Raw genomic sequence first — 16,905 nt, forward strand, 5'->3', positions numbered from 1 at the left:
GAGCCGGTCCGCAAGACTCAGCGCCGGTAGATCCGGATCGAGTAGCCCACGTTGTCGATCTCCTGACTCGACGAGATCAGCTGCTGCAGCTTCCCGGTCGCCAGGGCCACCCGCGAGTCGGACACCACCAGCAAACCATGCACCTGGTCATTGGGCACCGTAAGGGGATTTTTCCCTTGAATCCCGTAATAGGTCGGCACCCCGCTCGTCTTGAAGACCGTCCACACCGGCTCCCCGGGATACTTCGTCCGCAGCCGCGCCCCGAGCCGGGCCAGGTCCTGCCCCCAGTCGACGTTGGAGTCGTGCAGGTTGAGATGGGTGTGCGAGGTGCCGCCGAAGGCCTCGTTCGAGTACGGCAGGTAGTAGGGGAACGTCATCAGCGAACTGACCGCCACGAACGCGACCAGCACGACCGTCCCGATCCGCGCCCAGGCGAACCTGACCAGCACCACGGTCCCGGCGACGACCGCCAGGAAGACCGGCACGAAGATCACGTAACGGGTGCCGTAGTCGCGCGCGCCGGTCATCGCCACCAGTAACAGCGCCCCGGCCGGCACCAGCAGGTACAGCGTCGCCACCCGTAGCGCCGGCTTGACCAGCATGGTCAGCGCGCCGGCCAGCCACAGCGCCATCATCCCGAGCGGCGTCTTGATCAGCAGCGCGACCGGCTGGTAGTACCAGAGCGACCCGCGATAGGCGTGCCCGAGCAGGAACCCGTTGAAGGTCCGCGACTCGAACTGGAACTGGATCAAAATCCCGTCCCGGTACGCCTTGGGGAACGGCAGCAGGTCGACCGCGAGTGTCTTCAGCCGGCCCGGGTGCGGCATGTTCACCGGCGGCGTCCAGCGCAGCCGCGGATCGACGGCCAGATAGACGACCCACACCACGGCCACCGCGATCAGCCCCACCCCGATCGCCGCCACGACTCGCCACGCCAGCTTCTTCCACCAGGTCCCGGGCTTGCCGACCGCAAACGGCGACAAAAGCGAAAGAAGCAGGACCAGAGGTACGGCCGGAAGCGCGCTCATCCGAGTAGCGAGGGCCGCCCCCAACGCCACGCCGGCCAGCGGGAGATAGCGCCACGGTCGCTGCCGGGACCGCCAGAGGAACCAGAAGGCGGTCAGCAGCATGCCGGCCGCCGGCATGTCCAGGGTCGCCAGCGAGCCGTGCGCGATGATGTCGGGCGAGAAGGCGTAGAGGGCGAGCGCCACCAGCCCCGCCCACGGCCCGGCCAGGTCCCGGGCGAAGGCCAGCACCACCAGCCCGAACAGCAGGGTCAGCACGATCATCGGCAGCCGCGCGGCGAGCATCACCCGGAACGGGTTGTTGCCGGTCTCGTACAGCAGATGCCGGCCCTGCTGGGTCTGGTTGCCCGGGTACGTCGTGTCCAGCCGCGGGTCGACGAACGCCAGCCCGGCCGCCATCGCCAGCTTGCCCAGCGGCGGGTGCTCCGGGTTGTAGAGCACCAGGTGCTCGCGGGTGAGCACCTCGGCGGTGGCCACGTAGACCGGCTCGTCGATCGTCGGTGTCTGCTGCACCGCCGTGGTGACCATGGCGAAGGCCATCTCACCCAGTAACGCCACGACAACGAGCAGGTAGATCACGCGACCACGGGACACCGCGCAAAGGTAGGCCGTGTTTCGTGACTCGACCACGTCTCACGTTCGGCCGGGCTGCGAACCGGGACCTACCCGGTGAATTCGCCCTTCGGCCGGTCCTCCGGGTCGGCGTGCTTCTCCTGCTCGGCGGCGCGCAACTCCACTCGGCGGATCTTGCCGGAGATCGTCTTCGGCAGCTCGGCGAACTCCAGGCGGCGGATCCGGGCATACGGCGGCATGTGCTCCCGCGCGTACGCGAAAATGGTCTCCGCGGTTTCTTGGTTTGCCGGCCAGCCCTCCGCGAGCACGACGTAGGCCTTCGGCACCGCCAGCCGCAGCGGGTCGGGCGAGGGGACCACGGCCGCCTCGACCACCGCCTCGTGCTCGATCAGCACGCTCTCCAGCTCGAACGGCGAGATCCGGTAGTCGGACGCCTTGAACACGTCGTCGGTGCGCCCCACGTAGGTGATGTAGCCGTCGTCGTCCCGGGAGGCGACGTCCCCGGTGTGGTAATAACCGCCGGCCATCCGCTCCGCGGTGAGCTCGGCGTCGCCGTGGTAGCCGACCATCAGCCCGGTCGGCCGCGGATCGAGGGCCACGCAGATCTCACCCTCGGTGGTCGGCTCGCCGGTCAGCGGGTCGATCAGCTCGATCGTGAAGCCCGGCACCGGGCGGCCCATCGAGCCCGGCTTGACCGGCCGGCCGGGCGTGTTCGCGACCTGCACGGTGGTCTCGGTCTGCCCGAAGCCGTCCCGGATGGTGACGCCCCACGCCTTCCGCACCTGGTCGATGACCTCGGGGTTGAGCGGCTCCCCGGCGCCGACCACCAGCCGCGGCGGGGTGCGCAGCGCGGAGAGGTCGGACTGGATCAGCATCCGCCAGACGGTCGGCGGGGCGCAGAAGCTGGTCACGCCGCACCGCTGCATCTCGGCCATCAGCCGGCCGGCGTCGAAGCGGGTGTAGTTGTAGATGAACACGCAGGACTGGGCGTTCCAGGGGGCGAAGACGTTGCTCCACGCATGCTTGGCCCAGCCGGGCGAGGAGATGTTGAGGTGCACGTCGCCGGGGCGCAGGCCGATCCAGTACATCGTGGAGAGATGGCCGACCGGGTACGACTGGTGCGTGTGCTCGACGAGCTTGGGCCGGGCGGTCGTACCCGAGGTGAAGTAGAGCAGCAGGGTGTCGGTCGCCCGCGTCTTCCCGTCGGCGACGAACTCGACATCTCCGGAATAGGCGTCCGCCTGGGAGAGCCAGCCGTCCACCGGGGTGCCGACCGCGATCTTGGTGACGTCGAGCGATGCGAACTTCGCGGCGGCGGCCGACGTGGTGATCACGTGCTTGGCGCCGCCGCGAGCCACCCGGTCGGCGGCGTCCGCCGCGCCCAGCAGGGGAGTGGCCGGGATCAGCACGGCACCGAGCTTCATCACGGCCAGGATCGTGTCCCACAGCTCGACCTGGTTGCCGAGCATCAGCACGATCCGGTCGCCGCGGTCGACCCCGTGCGCGCGCAGCCAGGTCGCCACCTGGTTGGACCGGCGGGACATCTCGGCGAACGAGAACCGCTGCTCCGAGCCGTCCTCCTCGACGATCCACAGCGCGGGCTCGTCGTTCCCCTCGGCGATCACGTCGAACCAGTCGAGCGCCCAGTTGAACTCGTCCAGCGCCGGCCAGGCGAACCCGGCCGTGGCCGTCTCGTAGTCCTCCGCGTGGGCGAGCAGGTAGTCCCGCGCCGCCCGGAATGCCTCCGTGCCCCTCGTCATCGCCACAGCCTGCGCCTCCGCCACGGGCAACACCACCCCCGGACGGGGGTGTCCGCTATATGCCGATCGTACGGGTCGCGACCAGTCCCCGGCGCAGGTCGCCGGTGACGCAGGCCATCTCGACCGTCGCGCCCGGGTGCCCGAGCCCGCGGCTGGACTCGTAGCCGGGCGTCGCGTAGACGGCCGAGCACGCGTCCGCGGGCAGCGTGATCTCCGAGGTGTGCAGGCGGGTCGCCGGCGCCGCGGCCAGGCTCGGGTAGACCTCGAAGTGCAGGTGCGGCCACCGTCCGTCGTGCGCACCGGGGAAGACGCTGGTGAACCGCGCCCAGCCGGCCGAGTCGGCGAGTTGCACGCCGCGCAGGTAGTTCTCGCTCTCCAGCCCCGGCCCGTACAGCGAGTAGTTGCCGTCCCGGTCGGCGTGCCACAGGTAGACCGCGTAGCCGGCCAGCGGCCGTCCCGAGTTCGCGCTGGTCAGCCGCAGCCGGACGTCGAGCCGCACGCCGCGGGCCACGCCCGGTGCGGTGCCGAAGCCGCACCGGATGTCCCCGCGAACGAGGCCCGAGCGGGTCAGGTGCGACGCCTCCCGGCCGACGGTCTCCACCGTGACCCCGGCAGCCAGCCCCATCATCCGGCGCCGGAGCACCGTCGGGAGGTCGTCGGCGAGTCCGCCGTCGTGTCGCGTCGCCAGTTCGAGCATGATTGTCATGAAGCCCGTGCCGGGTTGCTCCGCCGCGCCGGTCCGGTTTCCGTTCGGTTGTTTTCTTTATTCTGCGACGGAAAACGGATTGTCTCTGTGGCTGGTGTGCCCTACTGTTTGTGGAGTCCGCAGGGAGAGCACGCACGAAAGGGGATCGAGATGATGTGGCAGGCCGCCAACCGCGCCGACCTGGCCGCACATGTTGCGACTTTCGATCGTGCCGGCATGCCCAATCCGTCGCTTGACGGCCGGTGCATGCGACGAGCCACGAAGTGGCGCTCCCCGGGAGTGAGCTGGCGAAACGGCTGACGCCGTCACGGTGTCCGCCGCCGCCCTCCCGCCCGTGGGAGAGGCGGCTTTTTTCGTCTCCGGCCCCGACGGTCATCGCTTGGAGGTTCTCCGGGCCATTTTCCGCCGGTGCCGGCAATCGCGCGATATTCGGTAGTTCGACAACGGTTTCCCAAAGCCGTGCGTCGTGCCCGCGCTCGCCATTTCTGACAACCGAATAATGTTTCCGACATCCCAGAAATAGGGGCGAGGAGCGGCGGTCACGCGGGCCGGCTGCGGCGGGTAGGGCGACCGCCGGGCTAGCTGGACGGGACTACTTGCGCTACCCGGCCAACGCGGTCGCCGCCGCCCTCGCCCAAGTCCCCTCACCAGGGCTCGTAGCTCATCGGGAAGAGCACCCGTCTTGCAAACGGGAGGTGGCCGGTTCGAGCCCGGCCGGGTCCACGTCGTCGTAGCTCAGCGGAAGAGCGCCGCCCTCATAAGGCGGAGGCCGGATGGTTCGACACCACCCGACGACATCACACCCCTGTGGCGCAAACGGGACAGCGCGCCGAACAATCAGCCTTCAGTCCTTTCAGGGGCGGTGGGCGGGGAGGCCGGACGGGAATCCGGAGGCCGGGAGTTCGAATCTCCCCGGGGGTACGACGTGCCGCTAGCTCAACTGGCAGAGCATCCGGCTCTTAACCGGAGGGTTCAGGGTTCGACTCCCTGGCGGCGCACTCGCAGGGTGGAGCAGCTCGGAGTGCTCGCGGGTTTCATAGGCCCGAGGTCGTGGGTTCAAATCCCACCCCTGCAACCAACCAGCCGGAGCCTCTGTTTACGTAGCCGGCAGATCCAGCGGCATCGTGATGGCAAAGTTCCGGTCGACCGTCTCCACCAGGGCGGTTCCGCGCTCACCCAAGCCGACGCGTGTCGTCCACGTCTTCAATGCACCAAGGAAGCCGACCAAGTCCTGCTGCACGTTCCTCAACAGGTCAGGCAGCAGGAGCCGGGGCGCTACGACGTGTACGCCCGCCCACCGGCCGCTGTGGCGATGCGGACCACCGTCCTGCCATACCCGCAGATCGCCATGGGAGAACTCGATTTCCGGAGCTGGACCGTGTCCCAACCACGGCGAACCTCCGGCGAGCGCCTGCGCCCAATCCCGCCAGTCTTCCAGCCCTGCACAGCAACCCGGCAGCACAGCCATGCCGGTGACGGTGTCGAGCAGCTGCATGCCACCGGCAGCGATGAGGAACTCCTCGGCAAGCAGCGCATCCACGACTTCGTCGCGGCCGGCGGGGGGCCGGACATCCATCCGCTGAGCCAACGTGGCAACGAAGAGCCCGACTTGCTCGTAGGTGCAGTTCGCGTCCAGCACCAGCCACGACGCCGGAGCCGCCGACGCGATCGGCCATGGCTGCGACTCCGCGTCGAAGGCCGGAACCTCGATGACGGCCTGCATCTTGATCACTACGACATTCAAGCTGACTCGCCACGGGCCGGGTCAGCGGTCCCACGCCTTCCGCTCTCCGCCTCCTCGCGCGCCTTCTGCCGCGCGGCGTCGAACCCGTCCGAGCCGGCGGATCGCCACGCCGCGGCGTCGACCGCACGCTCGTGCGCGAGCTCCAGCAGCATGCCGAAGAGCACCGTTGCCGCCGACAGCACGAGGATGAGCACGGCGGCGGCGCCGAGGCCAAGGACGCCCCACCAGCTGTGCTCGCCTCCGATCAACCGGTACAGCACCGCGAGAGCGGCCACCGCTCCGAGCCCGCCGAGCACGCGCGTCACCAGCAGGGTCTTCGACATCGTGGCTCCCGTCAGTGCCGACCAGATGCCATCAATGGTGGCGTAGATCCGCGCCGACGTCGTGCAGGTGGCGCAGGGCCTGAGCGTACGAGTCGGTCAGCGATGTCATCTCGTAGCCGACCCCGATCTCGGCGCAGAACCGCTGCACGATCGGCTGCGCCCGGCGCAGGTTGGGTGTCGGCATGGCCGGGAACAGGTGGTGCTCGATCTGGTAGTTGAGGCCGCCCAGCGCCGCGTCGACCAGCCGGCCGCCTCGGACGTTGCGGGAGGTCAGCACCTGCTTGCGGAGGAAGTCCTCGGTGCCGTCGGGGTGCGGCATGCCCTTGTGGTTGGGTGCGAACGTCATGCCCAGGTAGACGCCGAACAGCGCCTGGTGCACCACGAGGAAGGCCAGCGCCTGCGCCGGGGTGAGCACCAGCAGCAGGGCCGCGGCGTACCCGGCGAAGTGCGTGGCGAGCAGCGCGCCCTCGACCCGGCGGCGCCGGACCGTGCCGTTCCGCAGCGCCCGCACGCTGTCTCGTTTCAGCGAGAGACCGAGCAGGGTCAGCAGCGGGAAGAAGAAGTACGCCTGGTATTTGACGAGGAAGCCCTTGCCCTGAGCGCTTTCCCGGCTCCAGACCAGCACTCCGGGGCCGACATCCGGGTCGAGGTCGTCGTGGTTCGGGTTGGCGTGGTGCTTGGTGTGCTTGTCCATCCAGTAGCCGTAGGACATGCCGATCCCGAGGTTGCCCGCGATCAGGCCGGCCCGCCGGCTCGGGGTGTTGGTGCGAAACACCTGGCGGTGGGCCAGGTCGTGGGCGACCAGCGCGACCTGGGCGAACACCACGGCGAGGAAGGCGGCCACGGCGAGCGTCCACCAGGAGGCGCCGACCAGGAAGAACGCCGTCCAGCCGCCGACCAGGGCGGCGGCCACCAGGCCCAGCCGCAGGACGTAGTAGCCCGGCCGCCGGGCGAGCAGGCCGGCGTCGTTGATCCGGCGGCCCAGTTCTGCGAAGTCGCTGCCGGCCGTCGATCGCGGCCGCTCTGCCATTGTCGTCATGCGTCTCAGCCAACCGGGCGGGCGGTCGGAAAACAGGAGCGCCAAGACCACTTCAGGAGTAGTGCTAGCCCTACCGCGATCATGGCGAACGGCCGTCAGGATGGTCGGCATGGAGACGCGAGACTGGGTCCGGGACGGGCTGCGGGCGGTGGCCGGCGGCGCGCTCGCGATCACCCTGGCGATCGCGAACCTCGTGCTGCTCGCCCTCGTCCTCGTCGCGTTGGTGACGGTGCCGGTGCTGGGTCTGGGGGCGTTGCTGCTGCCGCAGGTGACCAAGCTGGTCCGGCTGCGCGCCGAGGCCGGCCGGCGGATCGCCGGCCGGTGGGGCGTGCCGGTCGCGACGCCGTATCGTCCGCGCCCGCCGAGCGGCGGGTTCCCCGGGTGGCGTCCGTTCCGATGGGTCGTGACCGACCCGGCGACCTGGCGCGACTTCGCGTGGCTGCTGCCCGGCGCGATCGTGGGGCTGGTGCTCGGTCTCGGCTCGCTGGTGATCCCGCTCTACGGCGTGCAGGGCATCCTGCTGCTGCCACTGTGGATCTGGCTGGCGACCGGCTCGTACGGGTACGGCGCGACCTGGCCGATCACCAGCGTCAGCGACGGCTTCCTGTCCCTGCCGCAGGGCGCGCTGATCCTCGCCATCGGGCTGGCCGCGGCGCCCTATCTGCGCCGGGGCGAGGCGTTGTTCGCGGGGCTGCTGCTCGGCCCGACGCGCAACGCCGAGCTGCGCCTGCGGGTCACCCAGCTGACCGTCACCCGGGCCGACACGGTCGACGCGCAGGCCGCCGAGCTGCGCCGGATCGAGCGCGACCTGCACGACGGCGCGCAGGCCCGGCTCGTCGCGCTGGGCATGACGATCGGGTTGGCCGAGGAGATGGTCGATCGCGACCCGGCCACCGCCCGGCAACTGCTGGCCGAGGCGCGCGAGGCGAGCAGCACGGCGTTGGTCGAGCTGCGACACCTGGTGCGCGGCATCCATCCGCCGGTGCTGGCCGAGCGGGGGCTGGACGGCGCGGTCCGGGCGCTCGCGCTGAATCTGCGGATCCCCACGAGCGTCGACTCCGACCTGAGCGAGCGGCTCGACACGCCGGTCGAGTCGGCCGCCTATTTCGCGATCGCGGAGGCCCTGTCGAACGTCACGGTGCACAGCGGGGCGACCTTCGCGTACGTGAGTGTCAAGTGCGCCGAAGGCCGCCTGTTCCTGGAGGTCGGCGATGACGGGCACGGCGGCGCCGACCCGTCCCGGGGCACCGGCCTGCGCGGCATCGAGCGCCGCCTGGCCGCATTCGATGGCACGATGTCGCTGTCCAGTCCGCCGGACGGGCCGACCATCGTGACCATGGAGCTGCCGTGCGCGTTGTCATCGCCGAGGATCACGCTCTCCTCCGGGACGGATTGACCCGGCTGCTGGAGGCGTTCGACTTCGAGGTCGTGGCGACGGTCGACAACGGGCCCGCGCTGCTGCCGACCCTGCTGGACTGGAAGCCGGACGTGGCGATCGTGGACGTGCGGCTGCCGCCGACGTTCACCGACGAGGGGCTGCAGGCGGCGATCGCGGCGCGCACCGAGGCGCCCGGCCTGCCGATCCTGGTGCTTTCCCAGCACGTGGAGCCGCTGTACGCCCGGGAGCTGCTCGGCGACCGCAACGGCGGGGTCGGCTATCTGCTCAAGGACCGGGTGTCCGATGTGGCGCACTTCGTCGACGCGGTGCATCAGGTGGCGGCCGGCGGGACGGTGATGGACCCGGAGGTGGTGGCCCGGCTGCTCGACCGCAGCCGGCCGCTGGACGTGTTGACCGTGCGGGAGCGGGAGGTGCTGGGCGAGATGGCGGCGGGGCGTTCGAACGCGGCGATCGCCGGCAAGCTGTTCGTCACCGAGAAGGCGGTCAGCAAGCACATCAACAACATCTTCACGAAGCTCGGCCTGCCGCCCTCCGACGACGACAACCGGCGCGTGCTGGCCGTCCTGGCGTACCTGAACGCTTAGTCAGCCCGGCCTATAGTGGGCCGATGCCGCACAAGAGGCCAACGCTGGCCGACGTCGCCGCGGCGGCGGGGGTGTCCAAGGCCGCCGTCTCGAGGGTCATCAACGACGCGCCCGGAGTGTCCGCCCGCACTCGGGACCGGGTTCAGGAAGTGATCGCGCGGTTGGGTTTCCGGCCCGATTCCGTCGCCCGGGCGCTGGCGTCGGGGCATGGCGACGTCGTCGAACTGGTCATCCTGGACGATCCGTCGGTGTTCGCCGCCAGCCCCTACTACGGGCGCGTCACGGCGGGCATCCTGCAGGAGCTGGCGGGCAGCAATGCTCAGCTTCGGGTGCATGTCGTGGAGGAGCCGGAGGCGCCCGCGCTGCTCGCCAAGGTCGCCGAGACGGCGAGCATCGGGGTGCTGCTCAGCAACGTGCCGCCCGCGCTGGTGAGCGAGTTCTACGCGCGGTGCGACCGGGTGGTGGCGCTCGGCCCGTCGGCGCCGGGCGTTCCCTATGTCGACGTGGAGAACGCGGACGGGGCCTATGCGGCGGTCAAGCATCTTCATGAGACCGGGCGGCGTCGGATCGCCGCGCTGCACGGCCAGGACGGCAACCCGGATGCGGTTGCCCGGCGGGCGGGCTATCGGCGGGCGATCCTCGAGCTGGGGCTGCCGGACATCTCGGCCGCCGGGAAGTTCCGGCTGGAGTCGGGGCTGGAGCTGACCCAGCGGTTGCTGGCCGAGGAGCCCGGGTTGGATGCGCTGTTCGTCGCGTGCGACCTGATGGCGGCCGGCAGCCTGCAGGCGCTGGCCGGGGCCGGGCGCCGGGTGCCGCAGGACGTGGCGGTGGTCGGCTTCGACGACAGCCTGATCGCCGGCTGCACGATCCCGCCGATGTCCTCGGTGCGTCAGCCGGTGGAGGAGATGGCGGCGGCCGCGACCCGGGCGCTGGTGCATCGGCAGATCGCGCCGCACTGGCGATGCGTGTTCCCGGCCGACCTGCGGGTGCGGCAGAGCTCGATGCGTTAGAGATGCGTGTTCCCGGCCGACCTGCGGGTGCGGCAGAGCTCGGTGCGATAGCAGAGCCGGGCCGGCGAGCGCCGGCCCGGCCTTTGCTGGAGGTGGCTAACTGCAGGCGGCTCCGTTGAGCGTGAAGCCGGTGGGTGCAGCGGCGTTGCCGGTGTGGGTGGCCTGGTAGCCGATCGTGGTCGAGCCGCCCGCCGGTAGCGAGCCGTTGTAGCTCAGGTTCGTCGCGGTCACCGCGCCGCTGGTGGGGGAGTAGCTCGCGTTCCAGCCGGACGTGATGTTCTGGCCGGACGCGAGGTTGAACTTCAGGGACCAGCCGTTGATCGCGGTCGATCCGGTGTTGGTGATGGTGATGTTGTTGGTCAGGCCGGTGTTCCAGGCGTTGGCCGCGTTGGTCACCTTGCACGCGCCGGAGCCGCCGGTCGGTGGCGTGGTCGGCGGGGTGGTCGGTGGGGTGGTCGGCGGCGTCGTCGGTGGGGTGGTCGGCGGGCTGCCTTCGCTGACCGTGACGTTCGAGCTGCCGCTGCTCTGGTAACCCTCGGTGGCCATGATCTGGTAGTTGAACGTGCCCAGATTGAGGCCGAAGCTCCGCCACGCGTTGAAGTGGTTCGCCACCGTGATGGTGCCGCTGTTGCGGTGCGACTGGCGGACGCTCCAGTACTGGTAGAACGTGGCCGTGCCGATGATCGACGGCTGGTTGACCCGCTGGGTGCGGTAGATGTCGTAGGTGCTGCCGTCGGTGGTGACCGAGCCCAGCCGGGTGGCGCCCGAGCTCGGGTTGTAGCTGCCGAAGTTCTCGACGATGTAGTACTCGATCAGCGGGTCGGTGGTCCACCCGTACAGCGAGAGGTAGCCGTTGCCGTTCGGGCTGAACGAGCCGGAGTAGTTCACGGTGTGCGCGGAGCCGGGGTTCCACCCCTTGCCGACCACCATGTTGTTCATGTTGCTCCACTGGACGCTGTAGTTGCCGCCGGCGCCCAGCGTCATGGTGACGTTGCCGTTGTCTTTCCAGTACGAGAAGAAGTAACCGTTGTGCGTGCCGGTGGTGTTGGACGTGATCGTGCGGTCGGCCTCGGCGTGCGCGGTGCCGGAGACGGCGACCGAGGCGGCGGCCAGCAGGACGGCGCTGGCGGCGCTGATCAGCAGCCGGACGCGGGTGCGCCCGCGGCGCTGACGGGGAACGGTGGGATCCACGCGCGTGCATCCTTCCTCGTTGGTGGCGTGACGGGACGCTGCCGAGGGAGGTTGGACGAGACCACCGCCGTCAGCGTCGGCCCACACCGGCGATGAAGTTCATCGATGGATGAAGTATTGGTCGGCCGCTATCCGGTGTCAATAACTTCCGGAAACATCGCGAAAGGATCGAGAAGCAGATTCCCAGGCCAGCGACACAGGATCGGTCACCAGGGCGGGATGCAGGGGCGTTGAGCAGCTGAATCGGCCGAGAAGTATCCGAAACTTTCGGAGGGTCTAAAGGCCGATGAGACGTGAGTTGTCGACGGCCATGGTCCGCACGTCGTCCTCGCTGAAGCCCGCCTCGAGGAGCCTGTCGGCAAACAGGGCGAGCCCGTCCTCGACCGGTGGGTTGAACGGCTGGCCGAGGTCGCTGGAGAGCACGGAATGCTCGATCCCGACGGCGCGGATGTTGTCGAACAGGTCCGCCCAGCCGACCTTTCCGGTGTACGGCGTGGTGAAGCACCGCTCGAGCAGGGCGCCCTCGGCCGCCAGTTCCCGCTGCTGGTCGACGGTGAGGCGCTGCGAGGTGAACTCGGGGTGCGTGACGACCACGCGGCGGACGCCGAGGGCGCGCGCCTCCCGGACCACGGCGAGGATCTCCGGCCCGGCGAGGTGGCCGGTGGCGAGCACCATGTCATGCCTGGCGATCACGCGAAGGACCTGGCGAACCTGTTCGAGAACGACGCCGTCGGCAGCCACGACCTCGACCACGTCGGGAACGATCCCCTGGGCGTGCAGGTCGGCCTGGAGGGCGCCCCACATGGCCGGCTTGCTCCCCGGCAGATCGGACGCGGTGGTCGAGCGTTGGTTGCGCGAGTCCACGGTGGGCATCCAGACGATGCGGGCGCCGAGCCGGCCGGCGATCTCCACGGCCGCCGGGTTCATGCCGCCCATCGAGCCGTTCAGTGTGATCGCCCCGAGTACGTCGACGCCCGGCACGGCCTTGCGGACGACCGCGGCCCGCTCCGCCGTCGTTACGTAATGAGATTTAATGACAAACCCGGCAAGCCCGACCTCGGCGCACCGCGCCGCCAGGGACAGATCGTCGATGCGCCGGTCCATCACGTCGGGCGCGATGTGCACGTGCGTGTCGTAGGCGCCGGCCACGAGCGAGCGCGCGGCATCGGACGGAACGGGCGACGGCAAGGCCGGATCCTTTCGGCAGTGGATTGCTCACAATATTGTGCACAGCATTGTCGGCGGCCAGGATGAAGTCAATCAGACCGTGTATTATCCCGCCCCGCGCCCATAATGGACGGAGCAACAGAAATGACCGACATCGGCTCACCGGCCTCGCGGGTGTGGACCAACGCCGTCCTGCCGGCGATCGGCGTGGTCGTCGCGATCGCGTTGTGGTGGCTGGCGTGCGTGGTGTTCGACCTCAACCCCTTCTTCGTGCCGTCGCCGGCCGACGTGTTCGAGGCGTTCCGGCAGACACCGGGATATCTGCTCGACCAGTCGTGGATCACGATCCAGCGGGTCCTCATCGGATTTGCCATCGCGGTGACCGCCGGCCTGGTCATCGCCGTCGTGCTGGCCGCCTCCCGCACGGTCGAGCGGATGGCGATGCCGGTCCTGGCCGCGGTCAACGCGATCCCCAAGGTCGCGATCGCCCCGCTGCTGCTGGTCTGGCTGGGCTTCGGCGACGAGCCGAAGGTCGTGATGGTGGTCCTGGTCTGCTTCTTCCCGGTGGTCGTGTCCACCATGGCCGGTCTCTCCTCCACCCCGGCCGACCTGTACGAGTTGGCCCGCTCGCTCAAGGCCAGCTGGTGGCAGACCTTCGTGAAGGTGCGGCTGAAGTGGGCGCTTCCGCAGGTCTTCACGGGTCTCAAGGTCGCCACCCCGCTCGCCATCATCGGCGCCGTGATCGGCGAGGTGGTCAACCCCGAGCAAGGCCTCGGCTCGGTCATCACCAACTCGGGTCAGAACAGCGACACGGCGCTCGCGTTCGCCTCGCTGGTCCTGCTCGCGGTGCTCGGCGTGGTCCTGTTCTACCTGGTGGCCGGCCTCGAACGGCTGCTGGTCCCGTGGGCCCGTTCGCTCTCCTCCTGACCTAGGGACTCGTGATGATCACCATCGACGGGGTATCGCAGACCTTCAAGGGCCGCTCCGGCCCGGTCGAGGCGGTCCGCGACGTCGGCCTCACCGTCGGCGACGGCGAGTTCCTCGCCGTGATCGGCCGCTCCGGCTGCGGCAAGTCCACCCTGCTCCGCATGATCGCCGGCCTCCTGCGGCCGACCGCCGGCACGGTCACGGTGGCCGGCGAGGTGGTCCGCGCACCCCGGCGCGACGTCGCGATGGTCTTCCAGAAGCCGGCCCTGCTGCCCTGGCGCTCGGTCCAGGACAACGTCCTGCTCCCCGTCGAGATCTTCGGCTGGCGCAAGTCCGAGTACCGCCCCCGGGTCGAGCACCTCCTCGAGATGACCGGCCTGGCCGGGTTCCGCAAGCGCCTTCCGTACGAGCTGAGCGGCGGCATGCAGCAGCGGGTGTCGTTGTGCCGGGCGCTGATCCAGAGCCCGAAGGTCATGCTGATGGACGAGCCGTTCTCGGCCCTGGACGCGCTGACCCGCGAGGAGTTGGCGGTCGAACTGCAGCGCATCCACATGGACCTGGGCACGACGATCGTCTTTGTCACCCACTCGATCCAGGAGGCCGTCCTGCTGGCCGACCGGGTGGCGGTGCTGAGCTCCCGGCCCGGCCGGCTGCGGCGGCTGGTGGACATTCCGATTCCGCGGCCGCGCACCTTCGGGCACAACGCTCACCTGGACCAGGTGGCGGGCGTCTCGGCCGAGCTGCATTCCCTCCTGCTCAGCGACGAGCACCTGCCAACCTCGCAAACCACCTGAACGTTCACCGGTTCATGGGCGGTATTGCACCTCGGTGACGCCCACCCACGCCTCCCAGCGCTGCACGCTGACCTCGAGCCACGGGCCGGTGGTGTTCGCCCTGCCGCGGTAGCTGCCGTCGTCCGCGTTCTCCGTCAGGCCGCAGTCGTGCAGCGTCTGGCCGAGACCGCGGACCGCGCCCTGCGCCTCGCCGGGGCTCCCGTACTGCGAGACGCGGTACCGGGCCCGGGCGTCGTCCTTGCCGGTGAAGCTGCTGGTGAACTGCTGCTGCGGCGCGGCGATACCGCCGGGCCAGCCGTCGCACGCGCCGTTCAGACCGGCCTGTGGCAGGGGAGGGGGGAAGCCGTCGTTGTGGTAGTCGACCTGCCAGTGCAGCTCCGAGTTCTTCGGCAGGTCCGACGGCTTCAGGTTTTTCACCACACCGTTGCGTTCGAACGGGTTCACGCCGTCCGCGGCGTCGGCCGTCGCCACGGCGGTGCCGTGCGTGCCGGGCGCGACCTGGGTCCACGTGCCGACACCCACCGCCGTCACGGCGACCAGCGCCGCCGTGGCCAGCCCGACCCCCTGCCGGGCCCGGCGGCGTTCGCCGCGGGCGCGTACGGTCTGGGCCGGCGCGAGCCGCACCGGGACACCGTCCAGAAGTTCCTCGACGTCAACCATTCGCGACAACCCCCTCGTCGTACCTGTCCATAGTCGTGAGCTGCTCGCCGAGCAGCTTGCGGGCCCTGCTGAGCCTGGTTCGCACCGCGCCGCTCGACGAGTCCGTCTCCCGGGCGACCTCCTCGACCGGCAGGTCGAGCAGGTGGTGCAGCACCACCGCCCGCCGCTGGTCGGGGCTCAGCTTCCGGAGCGCCGCGATCAGGGCGACCCGGTTCTCGGACAGCCCCGGCAGGTCCGGTGCGGGACCGTGCCGCAGCTGGGCGCGCAGCCGGTTGCGGGTACGCCGCCAGGTGCTGATCGCCAGGCGGGACGCGACGGTGCGCACCCAAGGCAGCGGGTCGCCCTGCTGGGTCAGTCGGCCCCATCTCTGCCACGCCCGGGCGTATGCCTCCTGCACCGCGTCCTCGGCCTCGGCCAGGTCCCCGGTCATCGCGTAGACCGTGGCGACCACCCGTTTTGCGGTGGCGGCGTAGAAGGCGTCGAATTCTGCTTCGACCGACATCCTGGCTCGGCTCCTGTTCCGTACTGCTTCTTGCTCCTGCCCTATGCACGCCTCGGCGTGCGGCAGTGTTACAGCCGAATTTGGGCGGTCAGTTCGAGGACGGCGCGGATCGTGTCCGCGTTGCGGGCCGTGGCGGTGACGCCGAGACGACGCTCGACCACGTGGTTGCCGAGCTTCGCCCGGTGAAACCCGGTGGCATACCGCATCCAGGCGTTCCGTCCGGCAAAGGCGATCTCGTCGCCCGACCAGTCGGCGGCCGTCATCGCGCCGGCCGCACCGCGGTCGTGCTCGTCGTCCCACATCGAGAGGTGCACCCGGCGCGGGTCCTCGCCCGGCCAGGGGCACGCCTCCAGCAGGTCGGCGAGTTCGGCGGCGGTGCGCACGACGACCGGGATGTCCAGCCCGGTGTCGTCGTCGATCAGTTCTCGGATCACTGACGCGAGCTCCGGCGTGGGCGCGGCGACCACGAGGTTGCCGGATTGCAGGTGGTGACGGACCGGCGCGCCGGTGGCCTCCGCGAGTCGTTCGGCGAGCGCACGCTGCGGGACCTTGTTGCGTGGTCCGAGGTTGACGCCGCGCAGGAACGCCACCGCCGCCTGGGTCACCGCACCACCCTAGGTGAGCGAGGCCTGGTAGATCGCCTCGACGGCGGAGTCCAGGGCGTGGTTGAACTGGTCGTCGGTCTGGTCGTGGCGCAGGTCCTGGACCAGGGCTCGGGAGAAGCTCGCGATCAGCCCACGGTTGCGGGTCAGCAGGTCGTCCGCCTCCGACCGGCCGTAGCCGCCGGAGAGGGCCACCACGCGCAGCACCCGGGGGTGCCCGATCAGGTCGGCGTAGAAGTCGTCGACCGACGGGAGGGAGAGCTTCAGCATCACCTGGCGGCCGGCCGGCAGGTTCGCGAGCCGGTCCAGGATGCCCTGTTTGAGGAGTATGTCGGACTCGAGCTTCGTGGAGCTGTGGATGTCCACCTCCGGTTCGAGGATCGGCACCAGGCCGGCGTCGAGGATCCGGTCGGCGTACGTGAACTGCTGGTCGACGACGGCGTTGATGCCGGCGCGCGACGCCGAGGCGACGAACGAGCGCATCTTCGTCCCGAAGACCCGCCGGGAGACGGCCCGCTCGAGCAGACCGTCGAGCCTGGTGAACGGCTTCATCAGGCGTACACCGTCCGCCTCATCGGCCAGGCCCTCGTCGACCTTAACGAAGGGCACGACGTTCTTTCGCTCCCACAGGTACCGCGGCGACGGGACGCCGGAGATGGCGCGGTCCATCGTCTGCTCGAACAGGATCGCGCCGAGGACGCGCGTGCCGTCGAACGAGGGCGAGGTGATGATCCGGGCACGGAACTCATGCATCAGATCGAACATCTCGCCCTCGTCGGCGAACGAGTCCACGCCGTACCGGGCGAGGGCCTGGGGTGTGCTTCCGCCGCTCTGGTCCAGGGCGGCGAAGAAGCCGGTGCCGTGCGCGATCCTCGACCGCTGCTGCTGATCCATGCCCG

17 protein-coding genes, 4 tRNA genes and 1 pseudogene are annotated in these 16,905 nt (G+C 69.8%); 10 read left to right on the forward strand and 12 right to left on the reverse strand.

Annotation, left to right across the window (positions count from 1 at the left end):
- Positions 1–17 precede the first annotated feature (17 nt).
- The 3 genes from ODJ79_RS19450 to ODJ79_RS19460 form a co-directional block, all read right to left on the reverse strand.
- Complete coding sequence (locus ODJ79_RS19450) at positions 18–1,619, reverse strand: ArnT family glycosyltransferase (RefSeq protein ID WP_263024911.1); 1,602 nt, start codon at positions 1,617–1,619, stop codon at positions 18–20.
- Between the two features lie 68 nt (positions 1,620–1,687).
- A complete protein-coding gene (locus ODJ79_RS19455) occupies positions 1,688–3,358 on the reverse strand; it encodes an AMP-binding protein (RefSeq protein ID WP_263024912.1) in 1,671 nt (556 codons plus the stop codon).
- Between the two features lie 55 nt (positions 3,359–3,413).
- A complete protein-coding gene (locus ODJ79_RS19460) occupies positions 3,414–4,055 on the reverse strand; it encodes an intradiol ring-cleavage dioxygenase (RefSeq protein WP_263024913.1) in 642 nt (213 codons plus the stop codon).
- Between the two features lie 659 nt (positions 4,056–4,714).
- On the opposite strand from ODJ79_RS19460, the gene ODJ79_RS19465 reads away from it, so the two are divergent.
- From ODJ79_RS19465 to ODJ79_RS19485, 5 genes and pseudogenes are all read left to right on the forward strand, one after another.
- Positions 4,715–4,787: transfer RNA gene (locus ODJ79_RS19465), tRNA-Ala, on the forward strand.
- Between the two features lies 1 nt (position 4,788).
- Positions 4,789–4,861: transfer RNA gene (locus ODJ79_RS19470), tRNA-Met, on the forward strand.
- 4 nt (positions 4,862–4,865) lie between these two features.
- Positions 4,866–4,985: pseudogene (locus ODJ79_RS19475) on the forward strand.
- 4 nt (positions 4,986–4,989) lie between these two features.
- Positions 4,990–5,062, forward strand: a tRNA-Lys gene (locus tag ODJ79_RS19480).
- A 2-nt stretch (positions 5,063–5,064) separates the two neighbouring features.
- A tRNA-Met gene (locus ODJ79_RS19485) sits at positions 5,065–5,142 on the forward strand.
- Between the two features lie 18 nt (positions 5,143–5,160).
- On the opposite strand, the gene ODJ79_RS19490 is transcribed toward ODJ79_RS19485, so the two are convergent.
- Genes ODJ79_RS19490 through ODJ79_RS19500 form a run of 3 tightly spaced genes read right to left on the reverse strand, consistent with a single transcriptional unit; the run spans position 5,161 to position 7,170 of the window.
- The gene (locus ODJ79_RS19490; RefSeq protein ID WP_263024999.1) at positions 5,161–5,787 is read right to left on the reverse strand and encodes a hypothetical protein; all 627 of its coding nucleotides are present in this window, start codon (positions 5,785–5,787) and stop codon (positions 5,161–5,163) included.
- Positions 5,788–5,804: 17 nt separating this feature from the next.
- Complete coding sequence (locus tag ODJ79_RS19495) at positions 5,805–6,131, reverse strand: hypothetical protein (RefSeq protein ID WP_263024914.1); 327 nt, start codon at positions 6,129–6,131, stop codon at positions 5,805–5,807.
- A 31-nt stretch (positions 6,132–6,162) separates the two neighbouring features.
- Positions 6,163–7,170 carry a fatty acid desaturase family protein gene (locus ODJ79_RS19500; RefSeq protein WP_263024915.1) on the reverse strand — a complete coding sequence of 336 codons (1,008 nt, stop codon included), beginning with the start codon at positions 7,168–7,170 and terminating at the stop codon, positions 6,163–6,165.
- Between the two features lie 109 nt (positions 7,171–7,279).
- On the opposite strand from ODJ79_RS19500, the gene ODJ79_RS19505 reads away from it, so the two are divergent.
- From ODJ79_RS19505 to ODJ79_RS19515, 3 genes are read left to right on the forward strand one after another with little or no spacing between them, the layout of a single operon-like run.
- Positions 7,280–8,566, forward strand: a complete 1,287-nt coding sequence (locus tag ODJ79_RS19505; RefSeq protein ID WP_263024916.1) for a sensor histidine kinase — start codon at positions 7,280–7,282, stop codon at positions 8,564–8,566.
- Positions 8,518–9,153: a response regulator transcription factor gene (locus tag ODJ79_RS19510; protein ID WP_263024917.1), complete on the forward strand. Its 636-nt coding sequence runs from the start codon at positions 8,518–8,520 to the stop codon at positions 9,151–9,153. Before ODJ79_RS19505 ends, ODJ79_RS19510 begins: the two co-directional genes overlap by 49 nt.
- A 23-nt stretch (positions 9,154–9,176) precedes the next feature.
- Positions 9,177–10,163 (forward strand): LacI family DNA-binding transcriptional regulator, encoded by a 987-nt coding sequence (locus ODJ79_RS19515; protein WP_263024918.1) that lies wholly within the window; start codon positions 9,177–9,179, stop codon positions 10,161–10,163.
- 96 nt (positions 10,164–10,259) lie between these two features.
- Here ODJ79_RS19515 and ODJ79_RS19520 read toward each other — a convergent pair whose 3' ends face one another.
- Complete coding sequence (locus ODJ79_RS19520; protein ID WP_263024919.1) at positions 10,260–11,354, reverse strand: glycoside hydrolase family 11 protein; 1,095 nt, start codon at positions 11,352–11,354, stop codon at positions 10,260–10,262.
- A gap of 276 nt (positions 11,355–11,630) precedes the next feature.
- Positions 11,631–12,542, reverse strand: a complete 912-nt coding sequence (locus ODJ79_RS19525) for a DUF6282 family protein (protein WP_263024920.1) — start codon at positions 12,540–12,542, stop codon at positions 11,631–11,633.
- A gap of 123 nt (positions 12,543–12,665) precedes the next feature.
- On the opposite strand from ODJ79_RS19525, the gene ODJ79_RS19530 reads away from it, so the two are divergent.
- The gene (locus ODJ79_RS19530; protein WP_263024921.1) at positions 12,666–13,448 is read left to right on the forward strand and encodes an ABC transporter permease; all 783 of its coding nucleotides are present in this window, start codon (positions 12,666–12,668) and stop codon (positions 13,446–13,448) included.
- 14 nt (positions 13,449–13,462) lie between these two features.
- The gene (locus ODJ79_RS19535) at positions 13,463–14,242 is read left to right on the forward strand and encodes an ABC transporter ATP-binding protein (RefSeq protein ID WP_263024922.1); all 780 of its coding nucleotides are present in this window, start codon (positions 13,463–13,465) and stop codon (positions 14,240–14,242) included.
- A gap of 12 nt (positions 14,243–14,254) precedes the next feature.
- Here ODJ79_RS19535 and ODJ79_RS19540 read toward each other — a convergent pair whose 3' ends face one another.
- The 4 genes from ODJ79_RS19540 to ODJ79_RS19555 form a co-directional block, all read right to left on the reverse strand.
- Entirely contained in the window at positions 14,255–14,902 is a 648-nt protein-coding gene (locus tag ODJ79_RS19540; protein ID WP_263024923.1) for a hypothetical protein, read from the reverse strand.
- Positions 14,895–15,404 carry a SigE family RNA polymerase sigma factor gene (locus ODJ79_RS19545; protein ID WP_263024924.1) on the reverse strand — a complete coding sequence of 170 codons (510 nt, stop codon included), beginning with the start codon at positions 15,402–15,404 and terminating at the stop codon, positions 14,895–14,897. The genes ODJ79_RS19540 and ODJ79_RS19545 overlap by 8 nt, the downstream gene beginning before the upstream one ends.
- 68 nt (positions 15,405–15,472) lie before the next feature.
- On the reverse strand, positions 15,473–16,009 hold the full coding sequence (locus tag ODJ79_RS19550; protein WP_263024925.1) for a DUF1697 domain-containing protein: 537 nt from the start codon (positions 16,007–16,009) through the stop codon (positions 15,473–15,475).
- Positions 16,010–16,018: 9 nt separating this feature from the next.
- On the reverse strand, positions 16,019–16,900 hold the full coding sequence (locus ODJ79_RS19555; protein WP_263024926.1) for a fructose bisphosphate aldolase: 882 nt from the start codon (positions 16,898–16,900) through the stop codon (positions 16,019–16,021).
- Positions 16,901–16,905 lie beyond the last annotated feature (5 nt).

The sequence above is a fragment of the Actinoplanes sp. KI2 genome, assembly GCF_025630775.1.
Classification (GTDB): domain Bacteria; phylum Actinomycetota; class Actinomycetes; order Mycobacteriales; family Micromonosporaceae; genus Actinoplanes.